The 23,735-nt window shown below is 62.3% G+C and carries 19 protein-coding genes; 12 read left to right on the top strand and 7 right to left on the bottom strand.

Annotated features, from left to right (window positions below):
- Positions 1 to 89 precede the first annotated feature (89 nt).
- From P0D96_RS01020 to P0D96_RS01000, 5 genes are all read left to right on the top strand, one after another.
- Complete coding sequence (locus P0D96_RS01020; RefSeq protein ID WP_408310878.1) at positions 90 to 1,427, top strand: C45 family autoproteolytic acyltransferase/hydrolase; 1,338 nt, start codon at positions 90 to 92, stop codon at positions 1,425 to 1,427.
- A 279-nt stretch (positions 1,428 to 1,706) separates the two neighbouring features.
- Positions 1,707 to 1,961 (top strand): hypothetical protein, encoded by a 255-nt coding sequence (locus P0D96_RS01015; protein ID WP_132374214.1) that lies wholly within the window; start codon positions 1,707 to 1,709, stop codon positions 1,959 to 1,961.
- Between the two features lie 195 nt (positions 1,962 to 2,156).
- Positions 2,157 to 2,387 carry a DUF2795 domain-containing protein gene (locus P0D96_RS01010; protein WP_132374213.1) on the top strand — a complete coding sequence of 77 codons (231 nt, stop codon included), beginning with the start codon at positions 2,157 to 2,159 and terminating at the stop codon, positions 2,385 to 2,387.
- Entirely contained in the window at positions 2,384 to 3,283 is a 900-nt protein-coding gene (locus P0D96_RS01005) for an AraC family transcriptional regulator (RefSeq protein WP_408310875.1), read from the top strand. Before P0D96_RS01010 ends, P0D96_RS01005 begins: the two co-directional genes overlap by 4 nt.
- Before the next feature lie 115 nt (positions 3,284 to 3,398).
- Positions 3,399 to 3,788 carry a cupin domain-containing protein gene (locus P0D96_RS01000; RefSeq protein WP_408310872.1) on the top strand — a complete coding sequence of 130 codons (390 nt, stop codon included), beginning with the start codon at positions 3,399 to 3,401 and terminating at the stop codon, positions 3,786 to 3,788.
- Between the two features lie 48 nt (positions 3,789 to 3,836).
- Here the strand turns inward: P0D96_RS01000 and P0D96_RS00995 are convergent, their stop codons facing one another.
- Both P0D96_RS00995 and P0D96_RS00990 read right to left on the bottom strand, forming a co-directional pair.
- A complete protein-coding gene (locus tag P0D96_RS00995) occupies positions 3,837 to 4,286 on the bottom strand; it encodes a GNAT family N-acetyltransferase (protein ID WP_132374211.1) in 450 nt (149 codons plus the stop codon).
- A gap of 146 nt (positions 4,287 to 4,432) precedes the next feature.
- On the bottom strand, positions 4,433 to 5,491 hold the full coding sequence (locus P0D96_RS00990) for a LysR family transcriptional regulator (RefSeq protein ID WP_408287384.1): 1,059 nt from the start codon (positions 5,489 to 5,491) through the stop codon (positions 4,433 to 4,435).
- Positions 5,492 to 5,775: 284 nt separating this feature from the next.
- Here P0D96_RS00990 and P0D96_RS00985 point away from each other — a divergent pair, with 284 nt between their 5' ends.
- Positions 5,776 to 5,988: a hypothetical protein gene (locus P0D96_RS00985; protein ID WP_132374209.1), complete on the top strand. Its 213-nt coding sequence runs from the start codon at positions 5,776 to 5,778 to the stop codon at positions 5,986 to 5,988.
- A gap of 18 nt (positions 5,989 to 6,006) precedes the next feature.
- Here the strand turns inward: P0D96_RS00985 and P0D96_RS00980 are convergent, their stop codons facing one another.
- Positions 6,007 to 6,624 (bottom strand): TetR/AcrR family transcriptional regulator, encoded by a 618-nt coding sequence (locus tag P0D96_RS00980; protein WP_408310870.1) that lies wholly within the window; start codon positions 6,622 to 6,624, stop codon positions 6,007 to 6,009.
- Positions 6,625 to 6,842: 218 nt separating this feature from the next.
- Here P0D96_RS00980 and P0D96_RS00975 point away from each other — a divergent pair, with 218 nt between their 5' ends.
- From P0D96_RS00975 to P0D96_RS00965, 3 genes are read left to right on the top strand one after another with little or no spacing between them, the layout of a single operon-like run.
- Positions 6,843 to 7,994, top strand: a complete 1,152-nt coding sequence (locus tag P0D96_RS00975; protein ID WP_408311649.1) for an efflux RND transporter periplasmic adaptor subunit — start codon at positions 6,843 to 6,845, stop codon at positions 7,992 to 7,994.
- Entirely contained in the window at positions 7,991 to 11,128 is a 3,138-nt protein-coding gene (locus tag P0D96_RS00970; RefSeq protein WP_408310868.1) for an efflux RND transporter permease subunit, read from the top strand. The genes P0D96_RS00975 and P0D96_RS00970 overlap by 4 nt, the downstream gene beginning before the upstream one ends.
- Positions 11,129 to 11,130: 2 nt before the next feature.
- Complete coding sequence (locus P0D96_RS00965) at positions 11,131 to 12,666, top strand: efflux transporter outer membrane subunit (protein WP_408310866.1); 1,536 nt, start codon at positions 11,131 to 11,133, stop codon at positions 12,664 to 12,666.
- A 554-nt stretch (positions 12,667 to 13,220) separates the two neighbouring features.
- Here P0D96_RS00965 and P0D96_RS00960 read toward each other — a convergent pair.
- Together P0D96_RS00960 and P0D96_RS00955 are read right to left on the bottom strand one after the other, a co-directional pair.
- Positions 13,221 to 13,601 (bottom strand): DUF6984 family protein, encoded by a 381-nt coding sequence (locus P0D96_RS00960; RefSeq protein ID WP_132374205.1) that lies wholly within the window; start codon positions 13,599 to 13,601, stop codon positions 13,221 to 13,223.
- Between the two features lies 1 nt (position 13,602).
- The gene (locus P0D96_RS00955) at positions 13,603 to 16,008 is read right to left on the bottom strand and encodes a DUF6531 domain-containing protein (RefSeq protein WP_408310863.1); all 2,406 of its coding nucleotides are present in this window, start codon (positions 16,006 to 16,008) and stop codon (positions 13,603 to 13,605) included.
- 396 nt (positions 16,009 to 16,404) lie between these two features.
- On the opposite strand from P0D96_RS00955, the gene P0D96_RS00950 reads away from it, so the two are divergent.
- Positions 16,405 to 17,226 carry an FkbM family methyltransferase gene (locus P0D96_RS00950; RefSeq protein ID WP_207915625.1) on the top strand — a complete coding sequence of 274 codons (822 nt, stop codon included), beginning with the start codon at positions 16,405 to 16,407 and terminating at the stop codon, positions 17,224 to 17,226.
- Between the two features lie 264 nt (positions 17,227 to 17,490).
- Here the strand turns inward: P0D96_RS00950 and P0D96_RS00945 are convergent, their stop codons facing one another.
- Positions 17,491 to 18,369: a lipid A biosynthesis lauroyl acyltransferase gene (locus tag P0D96_RS00945; RefSeq protein WP_132374202.1), complete on the bottom strand. Its 879-nt coding sequence runs from the start codon at positions 18,367 to 18,369 to the stop codon at positions 17,491 to 17,493.
- A gap of 403 nt (positions 18,370 to 18,772) precedes the next feature.
- Positions 18,773 to 21,274 (bottom strand): penicillin-binding protein 1A, encoded by a 2,502-nt coding sequence (locus P0D96_RS00940; RefSeq protein ID WP_408310859.1) that lies wholly within the window; start codon positions 21,272 to 21,274, stop codon positions 18,773 to 18,775.
- 491 nt (positions 21,275 to 21,765) lie between these two features.
- On the opposite strand from P0D96_RS00940, the gene P0D96_RS00935 reads away from it, so the two are divergent.
- Both P0D96_RS00935 and P0D96_RS00930 read left to right on the top strand, forming a co-directional pair.
- A complete protein-coding gene (locus P0D96_RS00935) occupies positions 21,766 to 22,401 on the top strand; it encodes a hypothetical protein (RefSeq protein WP_408310856.1) in 636 nt (211 codons plus the stop codon).
- A gap of 569 nt (positions 22,402 to 22,970) precedes the next feature.
- Positions 22,971 to 23,651, top strand: a complete 681-nt coding sequence (locus P0D96_RS00930) for a PspA/IM30 family protein (protein ID WP_132374200.1) — start codon at positions 22,971 to 22,973, stop codon at positions 23,649 to 23,651.
- Positions 23,652 to 23,735 lie beyond the last annotated feature (84 nt).

Raw genomic sequence — 23,735 nt, 5'->3', positions numbered from 1 at the left:
CAATGGACAGACCGCTGCGGCGAACGCCGACAGCGCGCGTTACGCCAAAACGGGCGCACCGAGACGCCCGTCCTTCGATCGGAGCGAAGATGAGCGAACCGTCCCCCGATGCCGTGCGCCGTGATCAGGCGGGCTGGATTTTCCTGCACCTTGAAGGCGAGCCGTACGATCGCGGCGAGCAACACGGCCAGTTGCTCGCCGGCGAAATCCGCAACGCGATCCACACCGCCCGCTATCTCGCGAAGTGGGACACCGGCGAAGAATTCGAGACCTTCGTCAACGCCGCCGTCTCCCAGTTCGCCAACAAACTCGACACCGAATTCGCCGACGAAATCCAGGGCATCGCTGACGGCGCACAACTGCCGTTCGCCGAAGTGCTGGCGTGGAACGGCTACATGGATCTGCTGCAAAGCTGGTGGCCGACCCACGCGTCGCAGAAGCAGCCGAACCTCGGCGTGAAGCCGTGGCGCGGACGGCGCGGGCATCATTGCAGCGCGTTCATCGCCACCGGCCGCGCGACCCGCGACGGCCGCATCGTGATGGCGCATAACTCGTGGGACCGCTACGCCGCCGGCGACGCGTTCAACGTAGTCTTCGACATCGTGCCGGACCAGGGCAATCGCATCCTCATGCAAGGCTTGCCCGGCTGCATTTCCAGCCTTACTGATTTCTGGGTCACTGCCGCCGGGCTGATGGTGACGGAAACCACCATCTCCAACTTCGTCGGCTACAACGCGGCCGGCGCGCCCGAGTTCTATCGTTCGCGGCGCGCGTCGCAGTACGCGAACAGCATCGGCGAATGGTGCGAAATGTTCGCCATCGCCAATAACGGCGGCTATGCGAATAGCTGGCTGCTTGGCGACGCCAAGACCGGCGAGATCGCGCGCTACGAACTGGGCCTGCACTTCTCCGGATTCGAGAGCACCAAGGACGGTTTCTACAGCGGCTATAACACCGCGACCGACCTGAAGATCCGCAATCAGGAATGCCTCGGCGAAGGCGAGGACTATACGGACGTGCGCAAGAACGGCGCGCGGCGCCTGCGCTTCATGCAGCTCGAAGAAATGCATCACGGCAAGATCGACGTGGAACTGGCCAAGGAGATGATCGCCGATCATCACGACGTCTACCTCGACCGTAACGACAACCCCTGCTCGCGCACCATCTGCGGGCATCTGGAACTGGACGACGCGCGCTTTGGCGGCACCGATCACGGACCGTTCAATCCGTGGGGCGCCAACGACGGCAAAGTGGTCGACAGCGAAATGGCGCGCGAGATGGCGTTCAGCGCGCGCTGGGGACATCCGTGCGGGCGGCCGTTCGACGCGCAAGCGTTCATGAAGCGGCATCCGCAGTGGAACTGGCTGAACGGTTATATGCGCGACCGGCCGTCGTGGCCGTGGACGCGCTTCGACATACTGCGTTAGAACGGCGTCGGCCGCACTGCAACATGCCGTAGTACGACCGTTCGCGACGGCGCTGCTGCGTTGTTGCCGGGTTTCTGCCATTATCTGAAATCTACAATACCGTTTTGCCGCAAATGTGCGCGCCCTACAGATTTTGCGCATCTAAGATGGAAGATGCGCGTTAGCCGCCGACTGCGACACCTCGGCAACACCGCGTGTAGCATGCGCCGTCCTTTCGACGCGGGGACGGCACAGCGCTTGCTCAACTGTCAGCGCCGCATGAGCTTAGGAGGTCGGGCGATGAAAACCTCGACACTGTTGACCATGGTGACGCTGTCAGCCTCGTGTTTTGCCGCGCCGGTTCACACCGCGCCGGACGGCACGAACGCCAATAGTCTTGCCGAACGCGCCAACGCAGCACCCGTCGCCCCCGCGGCGCCGGACGTCGCCGCCACGGACGATAATCGTCCGCAACAATGGCAACATATCGCGCTGCCCAAATCGCGGCATCTCGATCGAAGCTTTACCGGACAGAACGAGCATTTGCAGACCTGACGCCGGCATGTGCAGATGTACGCGCCGGTTGTATGCGTGAGACTTCGTGGCCCTGAAACGGCGACGATGGCGAGCGCGGCTGTGCACTTTTTAAAGCGATAAGTAACGGGTCGCGCAGGCTGTGGCTCCTCATTCGCGGCAACACTCACGTCCCCAGTCCCCATCACGTCCAACCGTATCAACAGGAGCGCTTGCATGACCGCATCGGCTATTCCCGGCGAATCGATTGACCTGCAGATCACCGACCTTCTGAGCGAAGTCCAGTTTCCGACCTACAAGGACGCGCTGGTCGACGCCGCGCGCGAAGCCGGCGCGAGCAACGAAGTGCTGTCGATGCTCGACGGCTTGCCGGAACAGGATTACGCCGACGTGGCTTCGGTGACGCGCCTCATCAGCGGCAATTACGGTCCGGGGCTCGGTGCATGAGCGAGGAACCGGCTTCATCGCCGACTGGTTCGCGCCCGCCGTCCCTTCCGCTTTCGCTTTCGTCAGGGCAGAAGCGCGGTTCCGACTGGATTTATCGCTCGCCGCAGACGGCCGGCGCGAGCGGAATCGAACGGATCGAGGCTTTCTTTCAACAGGCCGGCTACGCGATGCACCGGCACGATACCTATGCGATCGGCCGCACGCTGGCCGGGGTGCAGAGCTTTCGCTATCGCGGCAGCACCCGCAACAGCTTACCGGGCGGCACGATGGTGCTGCATCCCGACGAACCGCACGACGGCCAGGCCGGCACCGGCGACGGTTTTCACTACCGCATGATCTATGTCGATCCGGCGCTGTTCCAGCAGGCGCTCGGCGGCAAGCCGCTGCCGTTCCTGGAAGGCGGCCTGTCGAACGATCCGCGCCTGTTCGCCGCCACCGAGAGCCTGCTGCGCGCGATGGACAGCGCCATCGACCCGCTCGAACAGGACAGCGCGCTCTACGATCTGGCCGTCGCACTCGACACCGTGGCGGGCGCGCCGGATACACCGCGTCCGGTGGATTACCGCGCGGCGACCCTGGCGCGCGACTACCTGCTTGCGTCGCTCGATCGCGCCGTCACGCTCGACGAACTCGCCGCCGCCGCGGGCCGCGACCGCTGGAGTCTGTCGCGCGATTTTCGCGCGCTGTTCGGCACCAGTCCGCATCGCTATCTGACCATGCGGCGTCTCGATCTCGTGCGGCAACTGGTGCTCAAGGGTGTGTCGCTCGCCGACGCCTCGGCGGCAAGCGGCTTTGCCGATCAGAGCCACATGACGCGGCACTTCAAGCACGCCTGGGGCGTCGCGCCGGCGCAGTGGCTGAAGATGCTCGGCTCGCCGGCGCCCGGCGCGCGCTGAGCGAAGGCGCGCCGGATCGTACCGCGCCGCACAAGCGCGCACAAACGTTCAAGACCCGGCTCCGGCTTGCGCCGTACGCTCCTGCCTGACACAACCGCTCAGGAGGAGCACTGCGATGTCCGACGCACAGATCACTCAACGGCCGTATCAGGCCATCAACTTCGCCGAAAAACTGCGGCTCTTCAACGACCAGTGGCAAGCACGCGTGGTCGCCGAAATGAACGACTATCAGTTCAAGCTGGTGCGAATCGAAGGGGATTTCATCTGGCACGAGCACGCCGATACCGATGAAACCTTCATCGTGCTCGACGGGCAATTGCGCATCGACCTGCGCGATGGTTTCGTGCTGATTTCGGCGGGAGAAATGTTCGTGGTGCCGAAGGGCACCGAGCACAAACCGTACGCCGAACGCGAGGTGAAGCTGATGCTGATCGAGCCGCGCGGTGTGAAGAATACCGGCGAGGAAGTCAGCGAACGGACGGCGGCGAACGACGTGTGGATTTAGGCAATCAATCTCGCAGTTCGCCGCGGCGTCGGCCGGCACGTGGCTCATCTACGAGATTCGTCCGCGCGGCTCGCGCACGTAATAAATGTCCCATTCGCTTTCGCCGGTTTTGACGAAGCCGTGGCGGCGATAAAAACGGTTCGAGTCGCTGTCGCGCAGCGCGCCTACTTTGATCGGCAGCGATTTCGAATCCGCCTGCGCGAACAGCTCGGCTAGTACCGCTTGCCCGATTCCCCTGCCTTGCTGCGTGGGGACGATGTAGAGATGGTCCAGCACGAGGTGATCGGCCAGGGACCTGAACAGCACGAATCCGGCTTGCGCGCCGTCGATCAGAATGAACCGGCAAAACGCCGGATCGAACGATGCAACGAAGCGCTCACGAGCGCGCACCGGATCGAAGCGGCCGACACGCTCCAGGCTTTCGCGCATCGCCGCGATGCGGATGTGCACGAGCGTGTCGACGTCGGCGAACGTCGTGCCGGCGAAACTCAGGTTCATGCGGTTCGGCTCTCTGGGTAGTCTTATCGTTATCGAACTCGTGCGGCTGCACGAGCCTCGAATCGAAGAAGATAACCCAGTCGCGCACGTCTCAGCCGAAAACCCTAACGCCGCACCTCACACGCCAACGCCCCTCGCGCGCCAAATCAAAACGGCGACGACGCCGCGATCCGCGAGCGCGCGGACTTGTGCGAAGGACGCGCCGCGTCGGCGGCCAATTCCGGCAGCGACAGGTCGTCCATGTCCGCAACAACCTTTGCCGACTCGGTCACGGAACGCGCCGGCGCCACGGTACGCGGATCGCGCGCCTGCCGGCCCGGCTGCTGGAAATACTCGACGAGGTGATCGATGAAAGTGCGCACCTTCGCCGGCAAATGCAGGCGGCTCGGATAGGCGATCGTGATTTCGATCTGCGGCAAACGGTAGTCGCGCAGCAGCGGCACGAGTCGCCCGGACGCCAGGTCACGGCCGATCAGATAGCTCGGCAGGATCGCCACGCCCATGCCCAGCAGCGCGAACTGCCTGAGCATCTCGGTATTGTTCGCGACGATCGCATTCGTGGGGCGCACGCGGACTTCGCCGTTCGGTCCGGTGAACACACGCTCCTCGCCGCCCTGTTCGGCCGGCCGGCTCAGGCACGGATGCGAGAGCAGATGCTCGGGCCGGGTCGGCGTGCCGTGCTGCGCCAGGTAGGCAGGCGTCGCGCAAACCGTCAAGTAACCGGTGGTCAGCCGCCGTGTGACGATGCTCGCGCTGCGCATGTGCCGCGCCACCAGAATGCCGACGTCGAAGCCCTCTTCCACCAGATCGACATGGCGATCCGCGAGCGTGACATCGGGCACGACATCCGGATAACGCGCGGCATAAGACTGCACCACGGGCGCGAGGCTGTGCAGCCCGAACACCACCGGCGCGACGATACGCAAAGTGCCGACCGGCTCGTGATTGCGCGCCACCACCATCTGCTCCACGCCTTCGAGGTCATCGAGAATGTGGCGCACGCGCTCCAGATACGTCGTGCCGGACTCCGTGAGCGACAGGCGGCGCGTGGTGCGATTGAGCAGGCGCGTGCCGAGGCGCGCTTCCAGATCGGCGACATGGCGTGTGACGACCGCGGTGGAAAGGTCCAGCGCGCCGGCCGCGCCAACGAAACTGCCGAGGTCGGCCACTTTGACGAATACGCGCATCGACTGCAATTGGTTCATTGGACGACTCCTGCCTCGGTAAAGCCGGGCCGGCGCACCCCTCGCGCCTGTGTCGACCCGTGCGGCAAGGCGCGCGCGGGTTTGCCCAACGATCCGATTGTATCGACCCGATCATGTCCCAACCCTGACCTGAACATGACAATCCGGACAGGTTTCCGAGGCGTTCCCGTCACCTTCGTGGACTAATGTCGGGCTTTGTTGCGAGCATTATTGCGAATTTTGACTAGGTATAAACCCTAGTATTCTGGTAACATAGCGCCCGAAGGTAATCAATCGCTATCGCTATGACACACCGTTTTCAGCTTTTCGAAAAAATCGCGTTCTCGCTGGTCTGCTGGTCCGCCGCGGCCTGTTCGGCCTTCATCGCTTATGAACGCTGCCCGGACATCAAGGTGGTCCTGCACGTGGGCAAAGAAGTGCTGCGCTACAGCGGTCAGTATTCGTACGTGTGCGCGACGCCGGTTGCCGACGCCTGCACCCAGTTGCCGACCAACTGATCGCGCGTTTCAACGCGCTTACGCGTTGCGCCCGAACACCACGCGCGCGAAAAATCCCGCCAGCACCGTTTCAGCCATCTCCGCCGGGACGTTCTGCGGGTCGACCGTGTAGAAGAACTGCACGCCGTCGCACAACCCCATCAAGCCGATCGCCAGCGTCTCCGGCGGCATCAGCATCGGCGTGCCGACTCGCGCCGAAAACTCGCGAATATACGCGCTCATTTGCTCGAGCTTCTCGTGCACGAATGCGTTAAAGCGGATCCGGAAGCGGCCGTCGCGCACCGCGAGCAGCTTCGCCTCCACCCACAGCAGGAAACACTTGTTCTCGCGATGCAGGTTGCTGTAGTAGCGCAGCACGCGCTCCTCCGCTTCCTCACGCGATGCCGCGCTCGCGAAAATGGCCTGCAGCCCCGCCTGCATGATCTCGTGGTCGCGCCGCAGTAGTTCGAGAAACAACTCGCTCTTGCTGCGGAAGTTCGAATAGAACGCGCCACGCGTATAGCCCGCCGCCCCGGCGATGTCCTCGACACTCGCCGCGACAAAGCCTTTCTTCATAAAAATCGCTTGCGCAGCGTCGAGCAGACGCTCGCGCGTCTGGTCCTTGCTCTGCTCGCGTGTCAGTCGTTGCCGTTTCATGGGCGCAAGTCTAGCACTGAAAAGAATTCCAATTCACCTCAACATTCAAATACAGGTGTGTATTAGAATGCACATCGTCATTCTGAATCAGTCGCGTATGCCAATTGCATGAACGGCCAGCGCGTCTTCGCTGGCGGGCCGCTGCGGCTTGCCCTGTTCGTTCGCCGTCTCCAGTTGGGGTAATTGTGAAGCGTCCCGGTCTTCCCGCATCGTTCGCGCTGCGTCCGCAGTCCCATCGGTATCGTCATCGCGCGCGCCTGCGCCGCGCCGTATTCGTGCTGGTTCTGGCCGGCGTCGTCACGCTGGCCGCGTGTTCGAAGAAAGAAGCCGCGGCGCCCGAGCCGCGTCCGGTGGTGGCCGTCGCCGTGCATGCGGACGGCAGCGCCACGCAGGCGGCGTCCTTGCCCGGCGAGGTGCAGGCGCGCTATTCGACGCCGCTGTCGTTTCGCGTCGGCGGCAAGATCGTCGAGCGTCGCGTGCGTCTCGGCGATGTCGTGAAGAACGGACAGATCGTCGCCCGGCTCGATCCGGCGGACGCGCAGAAGAATGCCGCGAGCGCGCAGGCGCAGCTCGCCGCCGCGCAACATGCTCTCGTGTATGCGAAGCAGCAACTCGATCGCGATCAGGCACAGGCCAAAGAAAACCTGATCGCGCCCGCGCAACTCGAGCAGACCACCAATGCGTACGCATCCGCCGTCGCGCAGCGCGATCAGGGCGCGCAGCAGGCGGCGTTGTCGAAAGACCAGTTGCAATACACCACGCTCGCCGCCGATCACGCCGGCGTGATTACCGCCGAACAGGCCGACACCGGCCAGAACGTCTCCGCGGGCCAGGCCGTCTACAACCTCGCGTGGAGCGGCGACATCGACGTGGTGTGCGACGTGCCGGAAAGCGCGCTCGCCGCGCTCTCGGTCGGGCAAACCGCCAACGTCACGCTCGCCGCGCTGCCGGGACGCAAGTTCAGCGCGCGCGTGCGCGAACTGTCGCCCGCCGCCGACCCGCAAAGCCGCACCTATCGCGCCAAACTCACGCTCGAGAATCCCGGCCCGGACGTGCGCCTCGGCATGACCGCGGATATCGAACTCGCCGCGCAAGCTAACGCCTCGGCTACTCAGCACGGCTCGTTCACGGTGCCCGCCACCGCGCTGTTCCACGACGGCACGCAACCCGCCGTGTGGATCGTGCGCGCCGCGGATAACGCGCTGGAACTGCGCCGCGTGACCGTCACGCGTTACAACGAACGCACCATCGTGATCGGCCAAGGCCTCAAGGACGGCGAACGCGTCGTGCTGCAAGGCGTGCATACGGTGAGCGCCGGCGAAAAAGTCCGCGCGATCGCACCGCTGCATCCCGAGGACTTCGCTTCATGAGCACCACGCATGAAGAAGGACGCTTCAACCTGTCCGCATGGGCGCTGCGCCACCAGGCGCTGGTCGTTTTCCTGATCGCGCTCGCGACCGCCTTCGGCATCCTCGCCTATACGCGGCTCGCGCAATCCGAAGACCCGCCCTTCACGTTCCGCGTGATGGTGATCCGCACCTTCTGGCCCGGCGCCACCGCGCGCCAGATGCAGGAACAGGTCACGGACCGCATCGGCCGCAAATTGCAGGAGACGCCCGCCATCGATTTCGTGCGCAGCTACTCGCGCCCCGGCGAATCGCTGATGTTCTTCTCCATGAAGGACTCGGCGCCGGTCAAGGACGTGCCCGAGACGTGGTACCAGGTGCGCAAGAAAGTCGGCGACATTGCGGCGACGCTGCCGCAAGGTATTCAAGGCCCGTTCTTCAACGACGAATTCGGCGACGTCTACACCAACATCTACACGCTCGAAGGCGACGGCTTTTCTCCCGCGCAACTGCACGACTACGCGGACCAGTTGCGCACGGTGCTGCTGCGCGTGCCGGGCGTCGGCAAGGTCGATTATTTCGGCGACCCGGATCAGCACATCTACATCGAGATCGCCAACACGCAACTCACGCGCCTCGGGATCTCGCCGCAGCAGCTCGGCCAGGCCATCAATTCGCAGAACAGCGTGTCGCAGGCCGGCACGCTGACCACCACGGACGACCGCGTGTTCGTGCGCCCCACCGGCCAGTTCAAGGACGTCAACGCGCTCGCCGACACGCTGATCCGCATCAACAACCGCTCGTTCCGTCTCGGCGACATCGCCACGATCAAACGCGGCTACGACGACCCCGTCGCCACGCAAATGCGCGCCGGCGGCAAGGCCGTGCTCGGCATCGGCGTGACAATGCAGCCGGGCGGCGACGTGATCCGCCTCGGCAAGGCGCTCGATCAACAGATGGTGCAGTTGCGCCGCGCACTGCCCGCCGGCTTGCAACTGGTCGAAGTGTCGAGCATGCCGGACGCGGTCGCGCATTCGGTCGACGACTTTCTTGAAGCCGTCGCCGAAGCGGTCGCGATCGTACTGGTGGTGAGCCTGGTTTCGCTCGGCGTGCGCACCGGCATGGTGGTCGTGATTTCGATCCCGGTGGTGCTCGCCGTCACCGCGCTGTGCATGTATCTGTTCGATATCGGCCTGCACAAGGTGTCGCTCGGCACGCTGGTGCTCGCCTTGGGACTGCTCGTCGACGACGCGATCATCGCGGTCGAGATGATGTCGGTGAAGCTGGAGCAAGGCTGGAACCGCACGCGCGCGGCGGCCTATGCGTACACCAGCACCGCGTTTCCAATGCTGACCGGCACGCTCGTCACCGTCTCCGGCTTTCTGCCAATCGCGTTGGCCAAGTCGAGCACCGGCGAATACACGCGCTCGATTTTCGAAGTGTCGGCGATCGCGCTGATCGCCTCGTGGCTCGCCGCGGTGGTGCTGATTCCGCTGCTCGGCTATCACCTGCTGCCCGAGCGCAAACGCGAGGCGCACGAAGCGCATCTGCCCGACGATCACGAGCACGACATTTACGACACGCGTTTTTACCGGCGCCTACGCGGCTGGGTCGGCTGGTGCATCGAGCGGCGCTTCGTCGTGCTGGCGATCACTGTCGTGCTGTTCGTGCTGGCCATGGCGGGCTTCACGCTGGTGCCGCAGCAGTTCTTCCCGAGTTCGGACCGTCCCGAGTTGCTGGTGGATGTGCGGCTGCCCGAAGGCGCGTCGTTCGAAGCTACCTTGCGTGAGGCCACGCGGCTCGAAAAAGCACTGGTGGGCCGCCCGGAAATCGATCATACGGTCGACTTCGTGGGCACCGGCGCACCGCGTTTCTATCTGCCGCTCGATCAACAATTGCCGCAGCCGAATTTCGCGCAGTTCGTGATCACAGCGAAGTCGGTGAAGGATCGCGAAAAACTCGCGCAATGGCTCGGACCTGAATTGCGCAACCACTTCCCGGCGATTCGCACGCGTCTGTCGCGCCTCGAGAACGGGCCGCCGGTTGGCTATCCAGTGCAGTTCCGCGTGAGCGGCGACGATATCGCGACCGTGCGGTCGATCGCCGATCGCGTAGCCGCGACCATGCGTGCGGACCGCGGCACCAGCAACGTCCAGTTCGATTGGGACGAACCCGCCGAGCGCTCGGTGCGTTTCGAAGTCGATCAGAAAAAAGCGCGCGAACTCGGCGTAAGCTCCGACGACATTTCGAGCTTCCTTGCGATGACGCTCTCCGGCTACACCGTCACGCAGTACCGCGAACGCGACAAACTGATCAGCGTCGATCTGCGCGCGCCGAAGGCCGAACGCGTCGACCCCGCGCAGCTCGTCACGCTGGCCATGCCAACGCCGAATGGTCCCGTGCCGCTCGGTACGCTCGGCCATTTGCGCAACGACCTCGAATACGGCGTGATCTGGGAACGCGACCGTCAGCCGACCATCACCGTGCAGTCCGACGTCGCGCCCGGCGCGCAAGGCATCGACGTCACGCATGCGGTGGACAAAGCGCTGAGCCAGATTCGCGCTACTCTGCCGGTCGGCTACCGGATCGAAATCGGCGGCTCGGTCGAGGAAAGCGGCAAAGGCCAGACGTCGATCAATGCGCAGATGCCGATCATGATCATCGCCGTGCTCACGCTGTTGATGGTCCAGTTGCAAAGCTTCGCGCGCGTGCTGATGGTCGTGCTGACCGCGCCGCTCGGGCTGATCGGCGTGGTGCTCACGCTGCTGCTGTTCGGCCAGCCGTTCGGCTTTGTCGCGATGCTCGGCGTGATCGCGATGTTCGGCATCATCATGCGCAACTCGGTGATTCTGGTCGATCAGATCGAGCAGGACATTGCCGCGGGGCATAAGCGCTTCGATGCGATCGTCGGGGCGACCGTGCGGCGGTTCCGGCCTATCACGCTGACCGCGGCGGCCGCCGTGCTCGCGCTGATTCCGCTGTTGCGCTCGAACTTTTTCGGGCCGATGGCCACCGCGCTGATGGGCGGCATTACGAGCGCCACCATCCTCACGCTGTTCTATCTGCCCGCGCTGTATGCCGCGTCGTTCCGCGTGCGTGCCGACGAACGCGAGCCGCAAGCGCCGTCCGCGTCCGGCACGACGCATACGGGGAATTGAGCATGGCTAATCTCTCGTTGCTCCGACACGCGGGCCGCGCCGCGCTCACCGGCATGGCATGCGCGCTCGCCGCCTGCTCGTTCGGGCCGAGCGGCGAGCCGCCCGCGATGCCGCAACCGGCACACTACGGCGCCGAAGCACAGCCGACGCAAACCGTGCCCGCGCAAGGCGTCACGCAGCAGTTCGTGGTCGGCGCGAAGCCGGTGCCCGAATGGTGGAAGCTGTATCAGTCGGACGCGCTGAACGCGCTCGTCGACGAAGGCCTGCGTAATAGTCCGACGCTCGCCGCGACGGACAAGAGTCTTGCCGCCGCGCGTGAGCAGTTGCGTGCGCAGATCGGCAGCTCGATGCTGCCGACCGTCGATCTCGGCGGCCAGGCGACGCGCAACCGCGCATTGGCGATCCCCGAGATCGGACCGAACACGTTTCTGTACAACATCTTCGTCGGTCAATTGCAGGCGCACTATACGTTCGATCTGTTCGGCGCCGCGCGTCTGGCCGACGCGGCGCTCGCGGCGCGCGTCAACGTGCAGGCGTATCAGTTCGACGCCGCGCGCCGGGCGCTGGCCGCCAATATCGTGAGCGCCGCGATCACGAGCGCCGCGCTGCGTGCGCAGATCGAAACGACCGAACGGCTCGTGACGATCGCCAACGATCAGGCTCGCGACACGCAGCGGCGCTATGCATTGGGCGCCGTTTCGCATGCCGACCAGTTGAGCGCGCAACAGAGCGCGGCGAGTCTGTCGGCGAGCTTGCCGGGGCTGAAGCAGCAATGGCTGAGCACGCGTCACGCGCTCGCGGTGCTGCTGGGCCGCACACCGGATGCCGCGCCGGACGATCTCGAACTCGCCCAGTTGCATGTGCCTGAACAGGTGCCCGTGGTGGTGCCGTCGGAACTGCTGCGCGCGCGTCCCGACATTCAGGCCGCCGACGCCGCCTTGAAGGCCGCGGCGGCCGATGTCGGCGTCGCCACGGCGCAGATGTTCCCGAGCCTGTCGTTGAGCGCGTCGATGGGACAAGGCGGCTTTAGCTGGCCGGTGGCGCTGTCCGGCGCGGGCGCGATCTGGAGCATCGGCGCGTCGCTGTCACAGCCGCTGTTTCACGGCGGCGCCCTGTTCGCGCAACGGCGCGCAGCGGTCGATACGTACGATGCGACGGTCTCGCAGTACAAACAGACGGTACTCGCCGCATTCCAGAATGTCGCCGACACGCTCGCCGCGCTGGAGCACGACTCGCAGGCGCTGGACGCCGCGAACGTTGCCGCGCGTTCGGCGCAAGGCATCTTCGACGAAACCTCGGGGCGCTATCGATTGGGCGCGTTGCCTATCGCGTCAGCGCGTTCGAGTGAGCAGCAGTTTCGCAACGCGCAACTCGATGAGATTCGCTATACGAGCGCGCGTTTGACGGATACGGCGGCGTTGTTCCAGGCGATGGGGAATCCGCCGATGGAGCCGGCTGCGTCATCCGCGTCCGCTTCGACTTCGGCCTCGGCCTCGGCCTCGGCGATTCGGGCAGCGAACGCGGGCATCGCCGACTAGCCAAACCTGGGATTCCGTACTGATCGCCGCGGACTTATCCCCACTTTTTGTTGATGAGCCTGTTGAAAACTATCTGACAAGCAGGCTAACACCTTGAACGCATGGGGAATTGTGCAGGCGGTACGGAATGAACCAGCAGGCCCGGAGCGGTAGCTTTTTCACGGAACGAAGAACCTGGGATACCTCGACGTTATCCCCAGTTTGGGTTGACAGGGTTGTTGATAACTCCGGGGCTACACGCTTAAGTGCTCGAGCCGAAGGGGTTTGTTGCTTGAGGTGCCGGTGGATGCAGCGGCGTTGGGCGCCGCGACTTGTGTCTCGTTTGCCATTCAAGCCAACGCTGTCCTTCAATGGCGACCAACAAAGCACGTGACTTGTCTAAAATCCAGACAGTCCAGTTCGTGCCCCCGTGCCGGGCCGGTGCATATCGTGCGGCGATTTTGCCCTGTTCAGGGGTAGTCAGTAGGCGACTCAATTTTGATGCGTGCGTCAAACAGCTTTGGCGCGCGAGCGAAGACGTCCTGATAAGTCGATCCTCGTTGCTCGCATCCTCGTTACTCGGCGCTGTGATCGGCAGGAGACACATCAGGTATAAACCTAAGTGTCGACCAATTTGGTTGTTGCAATGGTCCATCGCCCCACCGCAAATATTCAAGCTCATACAAACGGTCGGCCGGATCGGCGAACAAAAGCAGGGATATCAACGAGCCATCCTCGTCGCTCACTTCTCCCTCAACCGGGTATAGGCTCTGGCCGCCACCATGTGGATGCTGATATCCTTCAAGGCAGATTTGGATCAATTCTCCGTCCGCCAGTTCGGCCTCTACCTGTGCGATTGCCAGGTCATTCATCAGCCTGTTGCGCGCTTCACTGTCAAGCCGTGATGCTACGCCACGGATGAAGTATTTTTCGTCGTCGGTAAGTGCGCGAATCACATCAGTATCCTTTCACAGGAAAAATAGTTCCCACACTCGCTGTGCCATTCGGCAGGATACGCACCCGGAACTCAACCAGGACGCCGTCAACGGTCATTCTGCCAACCGCGCTTGTATTGGGAAGCATGTCCGGCATCATACCGGTCACAGCATCTGCAACCTGGCCCTCTGCGTTTGCGACATTTACACCCTCCGCTTCCAAACGGGAGGCATAGTGACCCGTCTTGAAAGTAAGGTCTCCGGCACTATTCACGCCCGTTGGCTTGCACTGCTTCGCTTCCGTCGCCTGCTGAATGCCTTGCTTGCTGGCCCACATCGGGTCTTTGGCAAGCTGGAATACAAGCCAGGCAAAACGAGCGCCTGCAGCGATTGCGCACTCAGGACACACCGGCTCCAGTCCCGGCTCCTGCACGAACTGCAGCCCCCTAACCATACCGAGCAGATTAAGCGATGGCCCTGCGGGCAAGACTCCAGACTCGACATTCTCAAGCCACTTGTCAATCTCATCATCACTGATGGAAAAGTCGGGGCCGAGATTTGTCGACACAGTACCTGCACGCGCCACCAGAGTTCCATCCGCAGCGTACGTGTAGTTGACTTTGAGGGCGCGTTGAACATTTCCGTTTAGCGGACTTGCATCTTCGAAGTATTGGAAACCGATCAGCCGTCCACGTGCGTCGTAATAGGGATTCGCAGTGAAGCCTGGGCTGTTGAACTTGATCGCCCGGTGCGCTGAATCTCGCTGGGAAACTATAAGTATGTTTCCAGTCTTCCTGTCGCTAACCGATCGCAGGTTGCCGGTCGCGTCTTGCGTTATCCCCCATTCACCCGTCAACTGCCCGTCGTCGTACATCTGGGCAAACGTCAAACGGTTCGACGAGTCATACACCATTCCGTAGGTACGGGTCGGGCCGTCAGCCAAGGCCGCGGCCAAACCATCCGCCCCTGTTGCATCCGTGGTCCGTCGCTCACTGACGCCCGTCGCATTGCCGTTCGCGTCATATACATATGTGCGGAGCCATCCTGGTTTTGCGACCATATAGGGACGCAGACTCACGGAATCAGCGTAGCGCACCGTTGTAATCGCTATACCGCCTGAATTACTGATCGAAGTCGCCTGGATGGGACGATCAGCCTCGTCATATTTGTATTGGACATTCTTCCCAAATGGTGTGATGTCACTGGTCAGTTTGCCTCCAGTGTCCCAACCCATGCTGTAGCCAGCGTCACTTCCTGTCGCGCGCGACATTCCCCCGATCGAGGAGAAGTTCACGGTCGTCGCGCGCTGGTTGTTGGTCACCGTGGATGTGTTTGCACCGTAGGCAAATGACACATTCTGCTGCGCGTTCGGATGGGTTACCGACGTGGCACGGCCCATCGCATCGTATGCCCAGGTCGCAACACGAGTGCCTGTCTCGTCAATCACGCCAGTTAGGGCACTGGTGAAGCGCGTGTCCTCATAGGCGTAACGGCGGACGCTCCCATCTGCCCAGGTAACAGAAACAAGGTTGCTAAATCCGTCATAACCGTACTGCGTTACATTCCCGGTCGAATCCGCGAACTGAGTAATACGGTACTTCGCATCGTAAGTCAGACGGATGGTCAGATCGTAGTAGGAATTTGTTCCGGCTGCGTGTTCGGTAACCGCGACAAGCAGGCCCACTGCCGGTGCCACGGAGACGGGGGTACTCGCATCGCTGTATGTCAGCGTAGCCACCCGACCATCGTGTTGGGTAACAGACAGCAGTATTCCCTGTGCGGAATAGGCTTCTCGGTTGCCATTGGTCAAGTCATCAAGCGTCCACGATGAAGCGCTTTGCGTCAACGTTAGCGGTTTTCCGTCCGCGGACCGCCATCCGCCGGAAGCTTTATTAAATACAACCGGGTTCCCATCTTCACGGTAAGCAGTGACCCGCGACGGAACACCATTTACGTTCGCAAGATTTAACTGGCGCTGCCAGTTGTGAACCCAAAGAGACCCAAAGCCGGAATCTGGTCGCGCAACCGGACGAGCGCGGTAAGTGCGGCTGAAAATAAAAGGCCGGTCGTCGCCGCTATGAAAATCAACTTCCCTGATCGTCGTTGCACCTGAAGCTGCATAAACCGGGTCAGCCACCGGACAACTATTATCTGCACTCGTGTCGTCCGGCGGCGTCCCACACCACCGCGTGATTCGCGCCGGCTCGTTGACGCAATAGTGGTTGGACAGATTGATGGGTGTGTTTCCCCATGCATTTGCGAAACAGGTCGAGGTTCCTTGTATCGCTCCGGACCTGACATATAGTGGGGCGCAAACTCCGTCTCCACTCTCGGCATTGGCGCCGAACGCCACCAGGAGCAACATGAATGCTGCCAGCAGGCGGGCCGCCATTCCAGTTGCAGTTTCTTTGCTTCTGTTTCTTTTCATAGTTATCCTGATTGGTGGTACTTGGCTCGAGCCAGAGCATCCTATCGGGACTGCAATGAACAGAAAATCCGAATATTCCTAAAATTACGCCTGGCTTGCACATGAACATGTTTGCCGTCGTCCACGCCCACATGTGATGTAGGAAAATAACCCGACGCCTGTCATCCATCTGACGTCAGCCTGCAAAAGGCACATTGCCCGTCCCAGCACGTTTAGGGCGCACTGACACGAGACTAGATGAGCAAGAAGATGGGGGGCGTGCAGCAGATCGTGCGGGTTGCAGTCCGGTGCTTCCCGATTGAGCTCCGGAGATCGCCATGAGCACAGTGATATATTCGCGCCATCCGATGGCAATGAAAGAGGTAACAGACTGTGACGAATGAGACTATCCACACGATGCAGATCGCTGACCCGTATGATCTCGTGACTACGAGACACGGGACGATGCTGGCCAATCGATACGATGTCTACATTGGCCACGCACTGATCGAATACGGCGAATACTGCGAATTGGAAACCCAATTTCTGCTGCAGTTCATCAACCGGCCAGGTACGATATTGGAAGTCGGAGCGAATGTCGGCAGTCAGACCATCGCTCTGGCAAAGACTGCCAAAACAGTCGGTGCCGTCGTCATGGCATTTGAGCCGCAACCGTTCGTATTCCAGAATCTGTGCGCGAATCTGGCATTGAATGGAATCAGCAATGTAGCCGCCTGGCCTTTCGCCTGTGCTGCAGAGGAAGGGTCCGTATGGCTCCCTCATCTGGACTATAGCCGCTCGAACAACTTCGGTGGTATCTCCGTACAGGCAGAGGAAATACCGGAAGGTGTCGAAGTACCCTGCGTCCGGTTGGACGACATGACTGGTGCACGGGGCGTGCGGCTCATGAAGATTGACGTTGAGGGATTCGAATTGCAGGTACTGCAAGGCGCGCAGCAGATTCTCGCCCGTGATCGTCCGGTGCTGTACGTCGAGAATGACAAGGTTGCCCACTCGCCTGCGCTCATCGAATATCTGTGGAAGCAGGGATACAGGCTGTGGTGGCATATCAGCCCGCTGTTCAACCCGGAGAACTTCCGGTGCAGAACTGAGAACCTTTACCCAAGGCTGTCCGCTTTTAACATGCTGGGACTGCCGCGTGAATCGAACATGACACTGCAGGATGGCTACGAGATCACGGATGCGGGATTTCATCCGCTGGCCGGTCCTTCCGCCTGACCACTCGGTGAATGCCATGGATGAACCTATCTCACGGGCGGCGCGAGACAAGTCCGCGTGGGGATCGCTCGCGTTCGACCTTGTACTGCGTGTCGCTCCGCTGCCGGACATCCTTGCAGCCTAAAGTCTTCGTTTGCAGTGCGTCGCGAGACAAACTTATCCACAGTTTGTGTTGACAGACCTGTTGATAACACCAGGAGACCCCGCCTAAGTACTTGACCCCGCACCACATTCACCACCAGACGCATTTGACGCCGACCCGCCTCAATAAACGCCCGCCTCACCCGCCGGCCGATTCTTGAACCGCTTGTGCACCCAATAATATTGATCAGGAATCCGTCGCACCTGCGTCTCGAGAAATTCGGTGATGCGCCGCGCGTCGACGGCCACGTCGTCGGACGGGAAATCGCTTAGCGCTTCGAAGATGCTCAGCTTGTACCCGCGATAGTCCGGCAGCACTTCTGTCACGAACGGCACTACCCGCGCATTCGCCGCGCGCGCCATCCGCGAGACGGAGGTCAGCGTGCAGGCCGGCACGCCGAAGAACGGCACGAACACCGAATCCCGCAAGCCGAAATCCATGTCCGCGGCCAGCATCACCGGCTTGCCGTCGCGCAGCACGCGCAACGCTCGCCGCACGCTATCGCTGCGCGGAATCATCTCCGTGCCGAAACGGCCGCGCTGCCGCTTGGCCATCGCGTCGAGCAGGAGATTCGACATCGGCGTATAGAGCGAAGCGACCGGATGCCGCGTCGAGTACATCATGCAGCCCGCCTCGATACCGACGAAATGGAAGCCGACGAAAATTGTCGGCTGACCCGCCATGTCGGACAGATCGATCGCGCTCTCCACTTCGACGAGGCGTGCCAGCGCCTGCGCATTGCCGAACCATTGCGGCCCGCGCTCGACATAACTGCGGATCACGTGACAAAAGTGCGCGCGCGCCAGACGTTCGCGCGCCTCGTCGCTCATGTCCGGGAAACACAGCTTCAGATTGGTATGCACGACACGCCGGCGCGTGCTGGGAATGCGGTACAGCAACGCGCCGATACCGCTGCCGATTCGCGCGACAACGCTATACGGCAGAAAGGCAAATGCGCGCAGCAGACCTGTCATCAGACAGATCAGGATTCGACTTTTCACAAGGCGGGACCCGGTGGATGCTGGATGGCAAACACGTCGGCCGCGGCAACCTCAACATTGCCAGCGGACGAAGTGACGTGCGCGCGCGTCATACCGGGTCTCGCGCGGCGCGGGGGTTCGAGAATGGACGTCTCGCTCGAGGCGAGATGCAGTGGTGCTGGAGACCGAAACCGGTTAGGGATCAGGCGTCCTTCAGGACCCTTGATAAAAGCACCGCCAGTGTGATTAGAACACACCGCGCATGCCGGGCACACAATCTGCTGGGCGGCCGACCCGAGAAGCGGCGCGAAAACCGCACCGGGCGGCGCTTTCCTGCTCTTTCAAAACCTTGCGTGGGCAGGGCCGCAAGACTCACACGGCCCGCAAATCTCCGTTGCTTTCCAAGGGTATCCCCTGGAGAACATCACGGCTTGTTCGATTCGAACAGATCCATGATCTGCTTCTTCTCGTTCGACGAGACACTCGGCGGCGGCACCGCCGGCGGCGTCATGCCCGCCGGGCCCACGCCGCCGACCGCATCGCTCACACCGGCGGTCGGATTCGCGGAATCCAGACCGATGCTGGCCACGAAACCATTGCCCGGCGTCATGTCGGTATAGAACAGCTCGCCGTCGACCGAGGTCACGCTGTCCGGCTGCGCCGGTTCGCCTTGCGGCACTCCGCGCAACGCGCGCTGCATGTATTCCACCCAGATCGGCAACGCCAGCTGCGCGCCGAATTCGCGGCTGCCGAGGCTCTTCGGCTGGTCATAACCCATCCAGGCCACTGCCACGAGCGACTGCTGATAGCCAGCGAACCAGCCGTCCTTCGCGTCGTTGGTCGTACCCGTCTTGCCCTGCAAGTCCGAACGATGCAGCGCGTTGGTGCCCGCGCCCGTGCCGGCCGTCGCCACCGAATGCAGCAGGCTGTTCATGATGTACGCGTTACGCGGTTCGAGTGTACGCGGCGCATCGCGTCCAGCGGTCAGCGGCTGCGCTTTGGAGAGCGGTTCGCCGCGCGCGTCGGTCACCTCGTTGATCAGATACGGATTGATCCGGAAGCCGCCGTTTGCGAACACCGAATACGCACCCGCCGACTGCAACGGCGTGACGAGGCCCGCACCGAGCGCCATCGGCAGATACGGCGGGGTCTTGTCGGCGTCGAAACCGAAACGCTGCGTGACGAAGTCTTGCGCGTACTTGGTGCCGATGAACGACAGAATACGGATCGACACGAGGTTCTTCGACTTCTGCAACGCGAGACGCAGCGGCATCGGACCGTCCGGCTGGTCGTCGTCCTTCGGTTCCCACGCGTCGCCGCCCGGCGTGCTTGACGGGAAATACAGCGGCGCGTCGTTGATGATCGTGGCCGGTCCGAGACCCTTGTCGAGCGCGGCCGAATAGATGAACGGCTTGAAACTGGAACCCGGCTGACGCCACGCCTGCGTGACGTGGTTGAACTTGTTCTTGTTGAAGTCGAAGCCGCCCACTAGCGCGCGAATCGCGCCGTCCTGCGGCGTGAGCGACACCAGCGCGCCTTCCACCTGCGGCAATTGCGTGATCTGCCAGTTGCCCTTGTCGTCGGCAACCAGACGCACGATCGAGCCTGGCTTGATCTTCGTGGCCGCCGTGGCGCGCGCGCTCAACCCGCCCGCCACGAAGCGCAGACCGTCGCCGCTGATCGTCACCTGCGTGCCGTCCACCAGTTGCGCCCTGACCTGCTTCGGACTCGCGTCCGTCACCACGGCGGCGATGATCTCGCCGTTGTCGGGGTGATCGGTGAGCGCGTCGTCGATGGTCTGATCGCGGTCGTCGCCCGGCGCGGGCAGTTGCACGAAACCTTCCGGCCCGCGATAGCCGTGGCGCCGCTCGTAATCCATCACGCCCTTGCGCACCGCGCGATAGGCGGCGTCCTGATCGGCGGAGTCGATCGTGGTGGTGACGTTCAGGCCGCGCGTATAGGTTTCGTCCTTGTACTGCGCGTACATCATCTGCCGGACCATTTCGGCGATGTACTCGGCATGCACGCTATATTCGTTGCCCGGATTCTTGGTGTGAATCTCTTCCTTCACGGCCTGATCGTACTGATCCTGGCTGATGTATCTCAGCTCGAGCATGCGCCGCAGAATGTACTCCTGACGGATCTTCGCGCGCTTCGGATTGACCACCGGGTTATACGCGGACGGCGCCTTCGGCAAGCCGGCCAGCATCGCCGATTCCGCCAGCGTGATGTCTTTCAGATCCTTGCCGAAATACACGCGCGCGGCCGCCGCGAAACCGTAGGCGCGTTCGCCCAGATAAATCTGGTTCATGTACAGCTCGAGAATCTGATCCTTGGTCAGCGCGCGTTCGATCTTGTACGCGAGCAGCATTTCGTAGATCTTGCGCGTGTAGGTCTTCTCGCTCGAAAGGAAGAAGTTGCGCGCCACCTGCATGGTGATCGTGCTCGCGCCCTGCGACGCGCCGCCGTGCGCGAGGTCGGCAAAACCGGCGCGCAAAATGCCCAGGAAGTCGACGCCGCCGTGCTCGTAGAAGCGATAGTCTTCGATCGCGAGCACCGCTTTTTTCATCTGATCGGGAATGTCCTGGAAGCGCACGAGACTGCGCCGCTCCTCGCCGAATTCGCCGATCAGCACATGGTCGGCGGTATAGACCCGCAGCGGCACCTTCGGACGATAGTCGGTCAGCGCGTCGAGCGACGGCAGTTGCGGCCCCATCACCACCAGCGCATAGCCGACGATCAGCGCGCCCACCACCGCGATGGTCGCAAGCAGGCTCGCGAACCAGATGGCAATGGTCGCGCCGATGGACCGGCGGCCGGCCTCGGCATCGCGCGAAGCTGCATTGCGTCCTGGAGTGCGTTGGTAGGAATCCCGGTCTTCACCAGACGGAGAATTGGATGAATGCGGTCGTTTGATGATTGGCATGACTGGAATAGTGGGCGCATGACTGAACGCCTTTCTGCATGCGCTCCTGGCGCACACATGGATCGTGATCGAGCATCGTAGCCTGAGGCGCAAACCACCGCACGGCCCTTTGCCCCCGGCCGGCCGCACGGCGCGCCTGGACCGGGCCCGGCGCAACGTAACAGCGCATTTTAAAAGAAATCACGCGCGGTCCAAGTTAGTTTTTTTGTAAGAATTCCCTTCGCGCGAAAGGAGTCTGTAGTTCCAGGCCGTCTTACGAGCGTTTTCCCGCGTGGCCGGAGTTATACACAGAAAATGTTGAAAGGCCTGTGGACAAGCCGCCCGCAAACGCTACAACTCATTGATGTCACGGGATTTTCATGTCGCGCCCGTTCCGCATCGGGGCAACTCGTCATATGATGGACTCGGCGCGCGCCAACACCCGCTCGCGCCACGGCGTCCGCCAAATGCACGCTTTGAACCGCCCATGCCAACAAGTATGCGAGCCGACTATGAACAAGCCCAGCGAACGCATCGTCGTATTCGTCACAACCGCGCAGAAACGCGCGATCACTTCCACCGCCGAGAATCTGGGGATTAGCGTCAGCGAGCTGATGCGGCGCGCGGTGTTGAGCTTCGGCGCAACCAGCGAGCAGGTGAAAGCGGCGAGCATCGTCGACCGGTTGCGTGCGCCCCGCGCGCCGGACGCGCTCGACGCCGCGCTGCAACGGGTCGCGCGCGGCACGCGGCATGCGCGCGCCGCATTGCCGCCGGCTTTACAAACGCGCGGCGACGGCGCGACAGGGGCGTCCGCGGATAGCGCGGCGGGTTCCAATGCGCCGGCGCCGGCTGCGAACGTGTTGCCGGGTGCGCCAGCACGGCAAGCAGAGGCTGAACTCGCGCCGTTGTTGCCGGCAGGTCTGGCCGCTGCCCTCGCCGCCGGCATCGACGAGGAAGCCGCGGCAACCGCCGAAGCCGTCGCGCGCATGGCAGCGGCCGAAGCAGCTTCGGCGGAAGGATCCACGCCCCAGCAAACCGATCCGGAAGCGCAATTGCGCGGCGTGCTCAAACGCCCGCGCCTCGACACCCCACGCGACGACGACGATCCGCTCGGCGATCCGAGCACAAAAGGCGGCCGTTTCGCGTAGTGGGCACGTGCGCCGCATATCGCACGACGTGTGGCGACGCGTTGCATATCGTTACATCGGCGTCATTCAAAATGCGCGAGCTTTCGGCATTGCAAGCTTGGCATTCACCGAGCGATTGGCAGCGGCTGTTGCGCATTGAAAATACCGTCGGCATAGGCGTCTTTAGTGTCGTTGAATGCACGGCTACTGGACGTATTCAGCCCGACTCGCTTGCGGTGACAACGGACGCAAACACGGCGCACACGCACCGCGTCCATTCACGCCAGCGACACTTGCCGCGCGCAAAGTTGGCCAACTTGTCATCGCGCCCTTTAAGTCGGTTTTAAGAGAGCGCGTGGTGTAATATCCGCGAGCGGCTGAATGACGCGCCGCGCGATTTAACCTTTGAGCTGTTTGTCACTCGATATTCGAATCGAACAATTTACGTCGCCGCTATTGCAATCGGCGCGCACGCCCCGAACTCCGGTCCGAACGTTGCGCAGCTTCGCGCGCAGCGGCGTAAAGTAGCAGTTGAATGCAGTTAAGCGCGCGGGATTATTCAGCGCCGTTTACATTCTTTGGAGGTTTTCATGTCGCTTTTTGACAGCATTTCGCGCACGCTTAAAGGTCTCCTGAACGACGCAGCCGATTCCGTGCAGGATCCGTCGCGCGACTCGCGCCAGATCGTGCGCGAACTCGACGAGAGCATCGCCAAAGCCGAGAACTCGCTGATCGAGATCCAGGCGCAAGTGGCCACGCAGCAAAGCAAGCGCGATGTTGCCGCGGACAAGGCGAAGAAATACGAAGACGGCGCGAAACGCGCGCTGCAATCCGGCGACGAAGCGCTCGCCCGCGAAGCCCTCGGCGCGCAAGCCACGGCCGAAGCCGAACGCGATGCGCTCGCGAAGGAGCTGACTACGCTGGAGCCGTCGGTGGCGCAGCTCAAGAGTCAGATCGAAGACATGCGCACGCGTCGCAACGACCTGAACGCACGCTCGAACATTCTGCAAGCCAAGCAGCAGATCGCGCAGGCGAAAGACGTGGCAGCTACGGCATTGGGCGGCATCGGCGGCAAGAATCTGTCCGAAGATTTCCAGAAGCTCGAAGACAAGGTCGCGTTGTCGAATGCCCGTTCGGACGCACGCCTGAATTCGGCTGACGTGAAGAGCGGCAAGGCGCTCGAGGACAAGCTCGCGGATCTGAACCGCGGTCCGTCCGTCGAAGATCGTCTCGAAGCATTGAAGAAGCAGATCAATACGCCGGCCCAGTAATTGCGTCGGCAGCAGTACATACCGGCGGCCTTCGTGTGAGCCGCCGGAATCGACTGAAGGAGACGGGCGCAATGCGCCCGGTCC

Source organism: Paraburkholderia sp. RL17-347-BIC-D, assembly GCF_046027915.1.
Taxonomy (GTDB): Bacteria; Pseudomonadota; Gammaproteobacteria; order Burkholderiales; family Burkholderiaceae; genus Paraburkholderia.
Note: the sequence above shows the minus strand (reverse complement) of the source record. Positions and strands in the feature narration are given on the sequence as shown.

Bases quoted from the DNA above. Each gene is read 5' to 3' on its own strand.
- P0D96_RS01020 (WP_408310878.1), top strand. From the start codon at position 90: ATGAGCGAACCGTCCCCCGATGCCGTGCGCCGTGATCAGGCGGGCTGG.
- P0D96_RS01015 (WP_132374214.1), top strand. From the start codon at position 1,707: ATGAAAACCTCGACACTGTTGACCATGGTGACGCTGTCAGCCTCGTGT.
- P0D96_RS01010 (WP_132374213.1), top strand. From the start codon at position 2,157: ATGACCGCATCGGCTATTCCCGGCGAATCGATTGACCTGCAGATCACC.
- P0D96_RS01005 (WP_408310875.1), top strand. From the start codon at position 2,384: ATGAGCGAGGAACCGGCTTCATCGCCGACTGGTTCGCGCCCGCCGTCC.
- P0D96_RS01000 (WP_408310872.1), top strand. From the start codon at position 3,399: ATGTCCGACGCACAGATCACTCAACGGCCGTATCAGGCCATCAACTTC.
- P0D96_RS00995 (WP_132374211.1), bottom strand. From the start codon at position 4,286: ATGAACCTGAGTTTCGCCGGCACGACGTTCGCCGACGTCGACACGCTC.
- P0D96_RS00990 (WP_408287384.1), bottom strand. From the start codon at position 5,491: ATGAACCAATTGCAGTCGATGCGCGTATTCGTCAAAGTGGCCGACCTC.
- P0D96_RS00985 (WP_132374209.1), top strand. From the start codon at position 5,776: ATGACACACCGTTTTCAGCTTTTCGAAAAAATCGCGTTCTCGCTGGTC.
- P0D96_RS00980 (WP_408310870.1), bottom strand. From the start codon at position 6,624: ATGAAACGGCAACGACTGACACGCGAGCAGAGCAAGGACCAGACGCGC.
- P0D96_RS00970 (WP_408310868.1), top strand. From the start codon at position 7,991: ATGAGCACCACGCATGAAGAAGGACGCTTCAACCTGTCCGCATGGGCG.
- P0D96_RS00965 (WP_408310866.1), top strand. From the start codon at position 11,131: ATGGCTAATCTCTCGTTGCTCCGACACGCGGGCCGCGCCGCGCTCACC.
- P0D96_RS00955 (WP_408310863.1), bottom strand. From the start codon at position 16,008: ATGAAAAGAAACAGAAGCAAAGAAACTGCAACTGGAATGGCGGCCCGC.
- P0D96_RS00950 (WP_207915625.1), top strand. From the start codon at position 16,405: ATGCAGATCGCTGACCCGTATGATCTCGTGACTACGAGACACGGGACG.
- P0D96_RS00940 (WP_408310859.1), bottom strand. From the start codon at position 21,274: ATGCCAATCATCAAACGACCGCATTCATCCAATTCTCCGTCTGGTGAA.
- P0D96_RS00935 (WP_408310856.1), top strand. From the start codon at position 21,766: ATGAACAAGCCCAGCGAACGCATCGTCGTATTCGTCACAACCGCGCAG.
- P0D96_RS00930 (WP_132374200.1), top strand. From the start codon at position 22,971: ATGTCGCTTTTTGACAGCATTTCGCGCACGCTTAAAGGTCTCCTGAAC.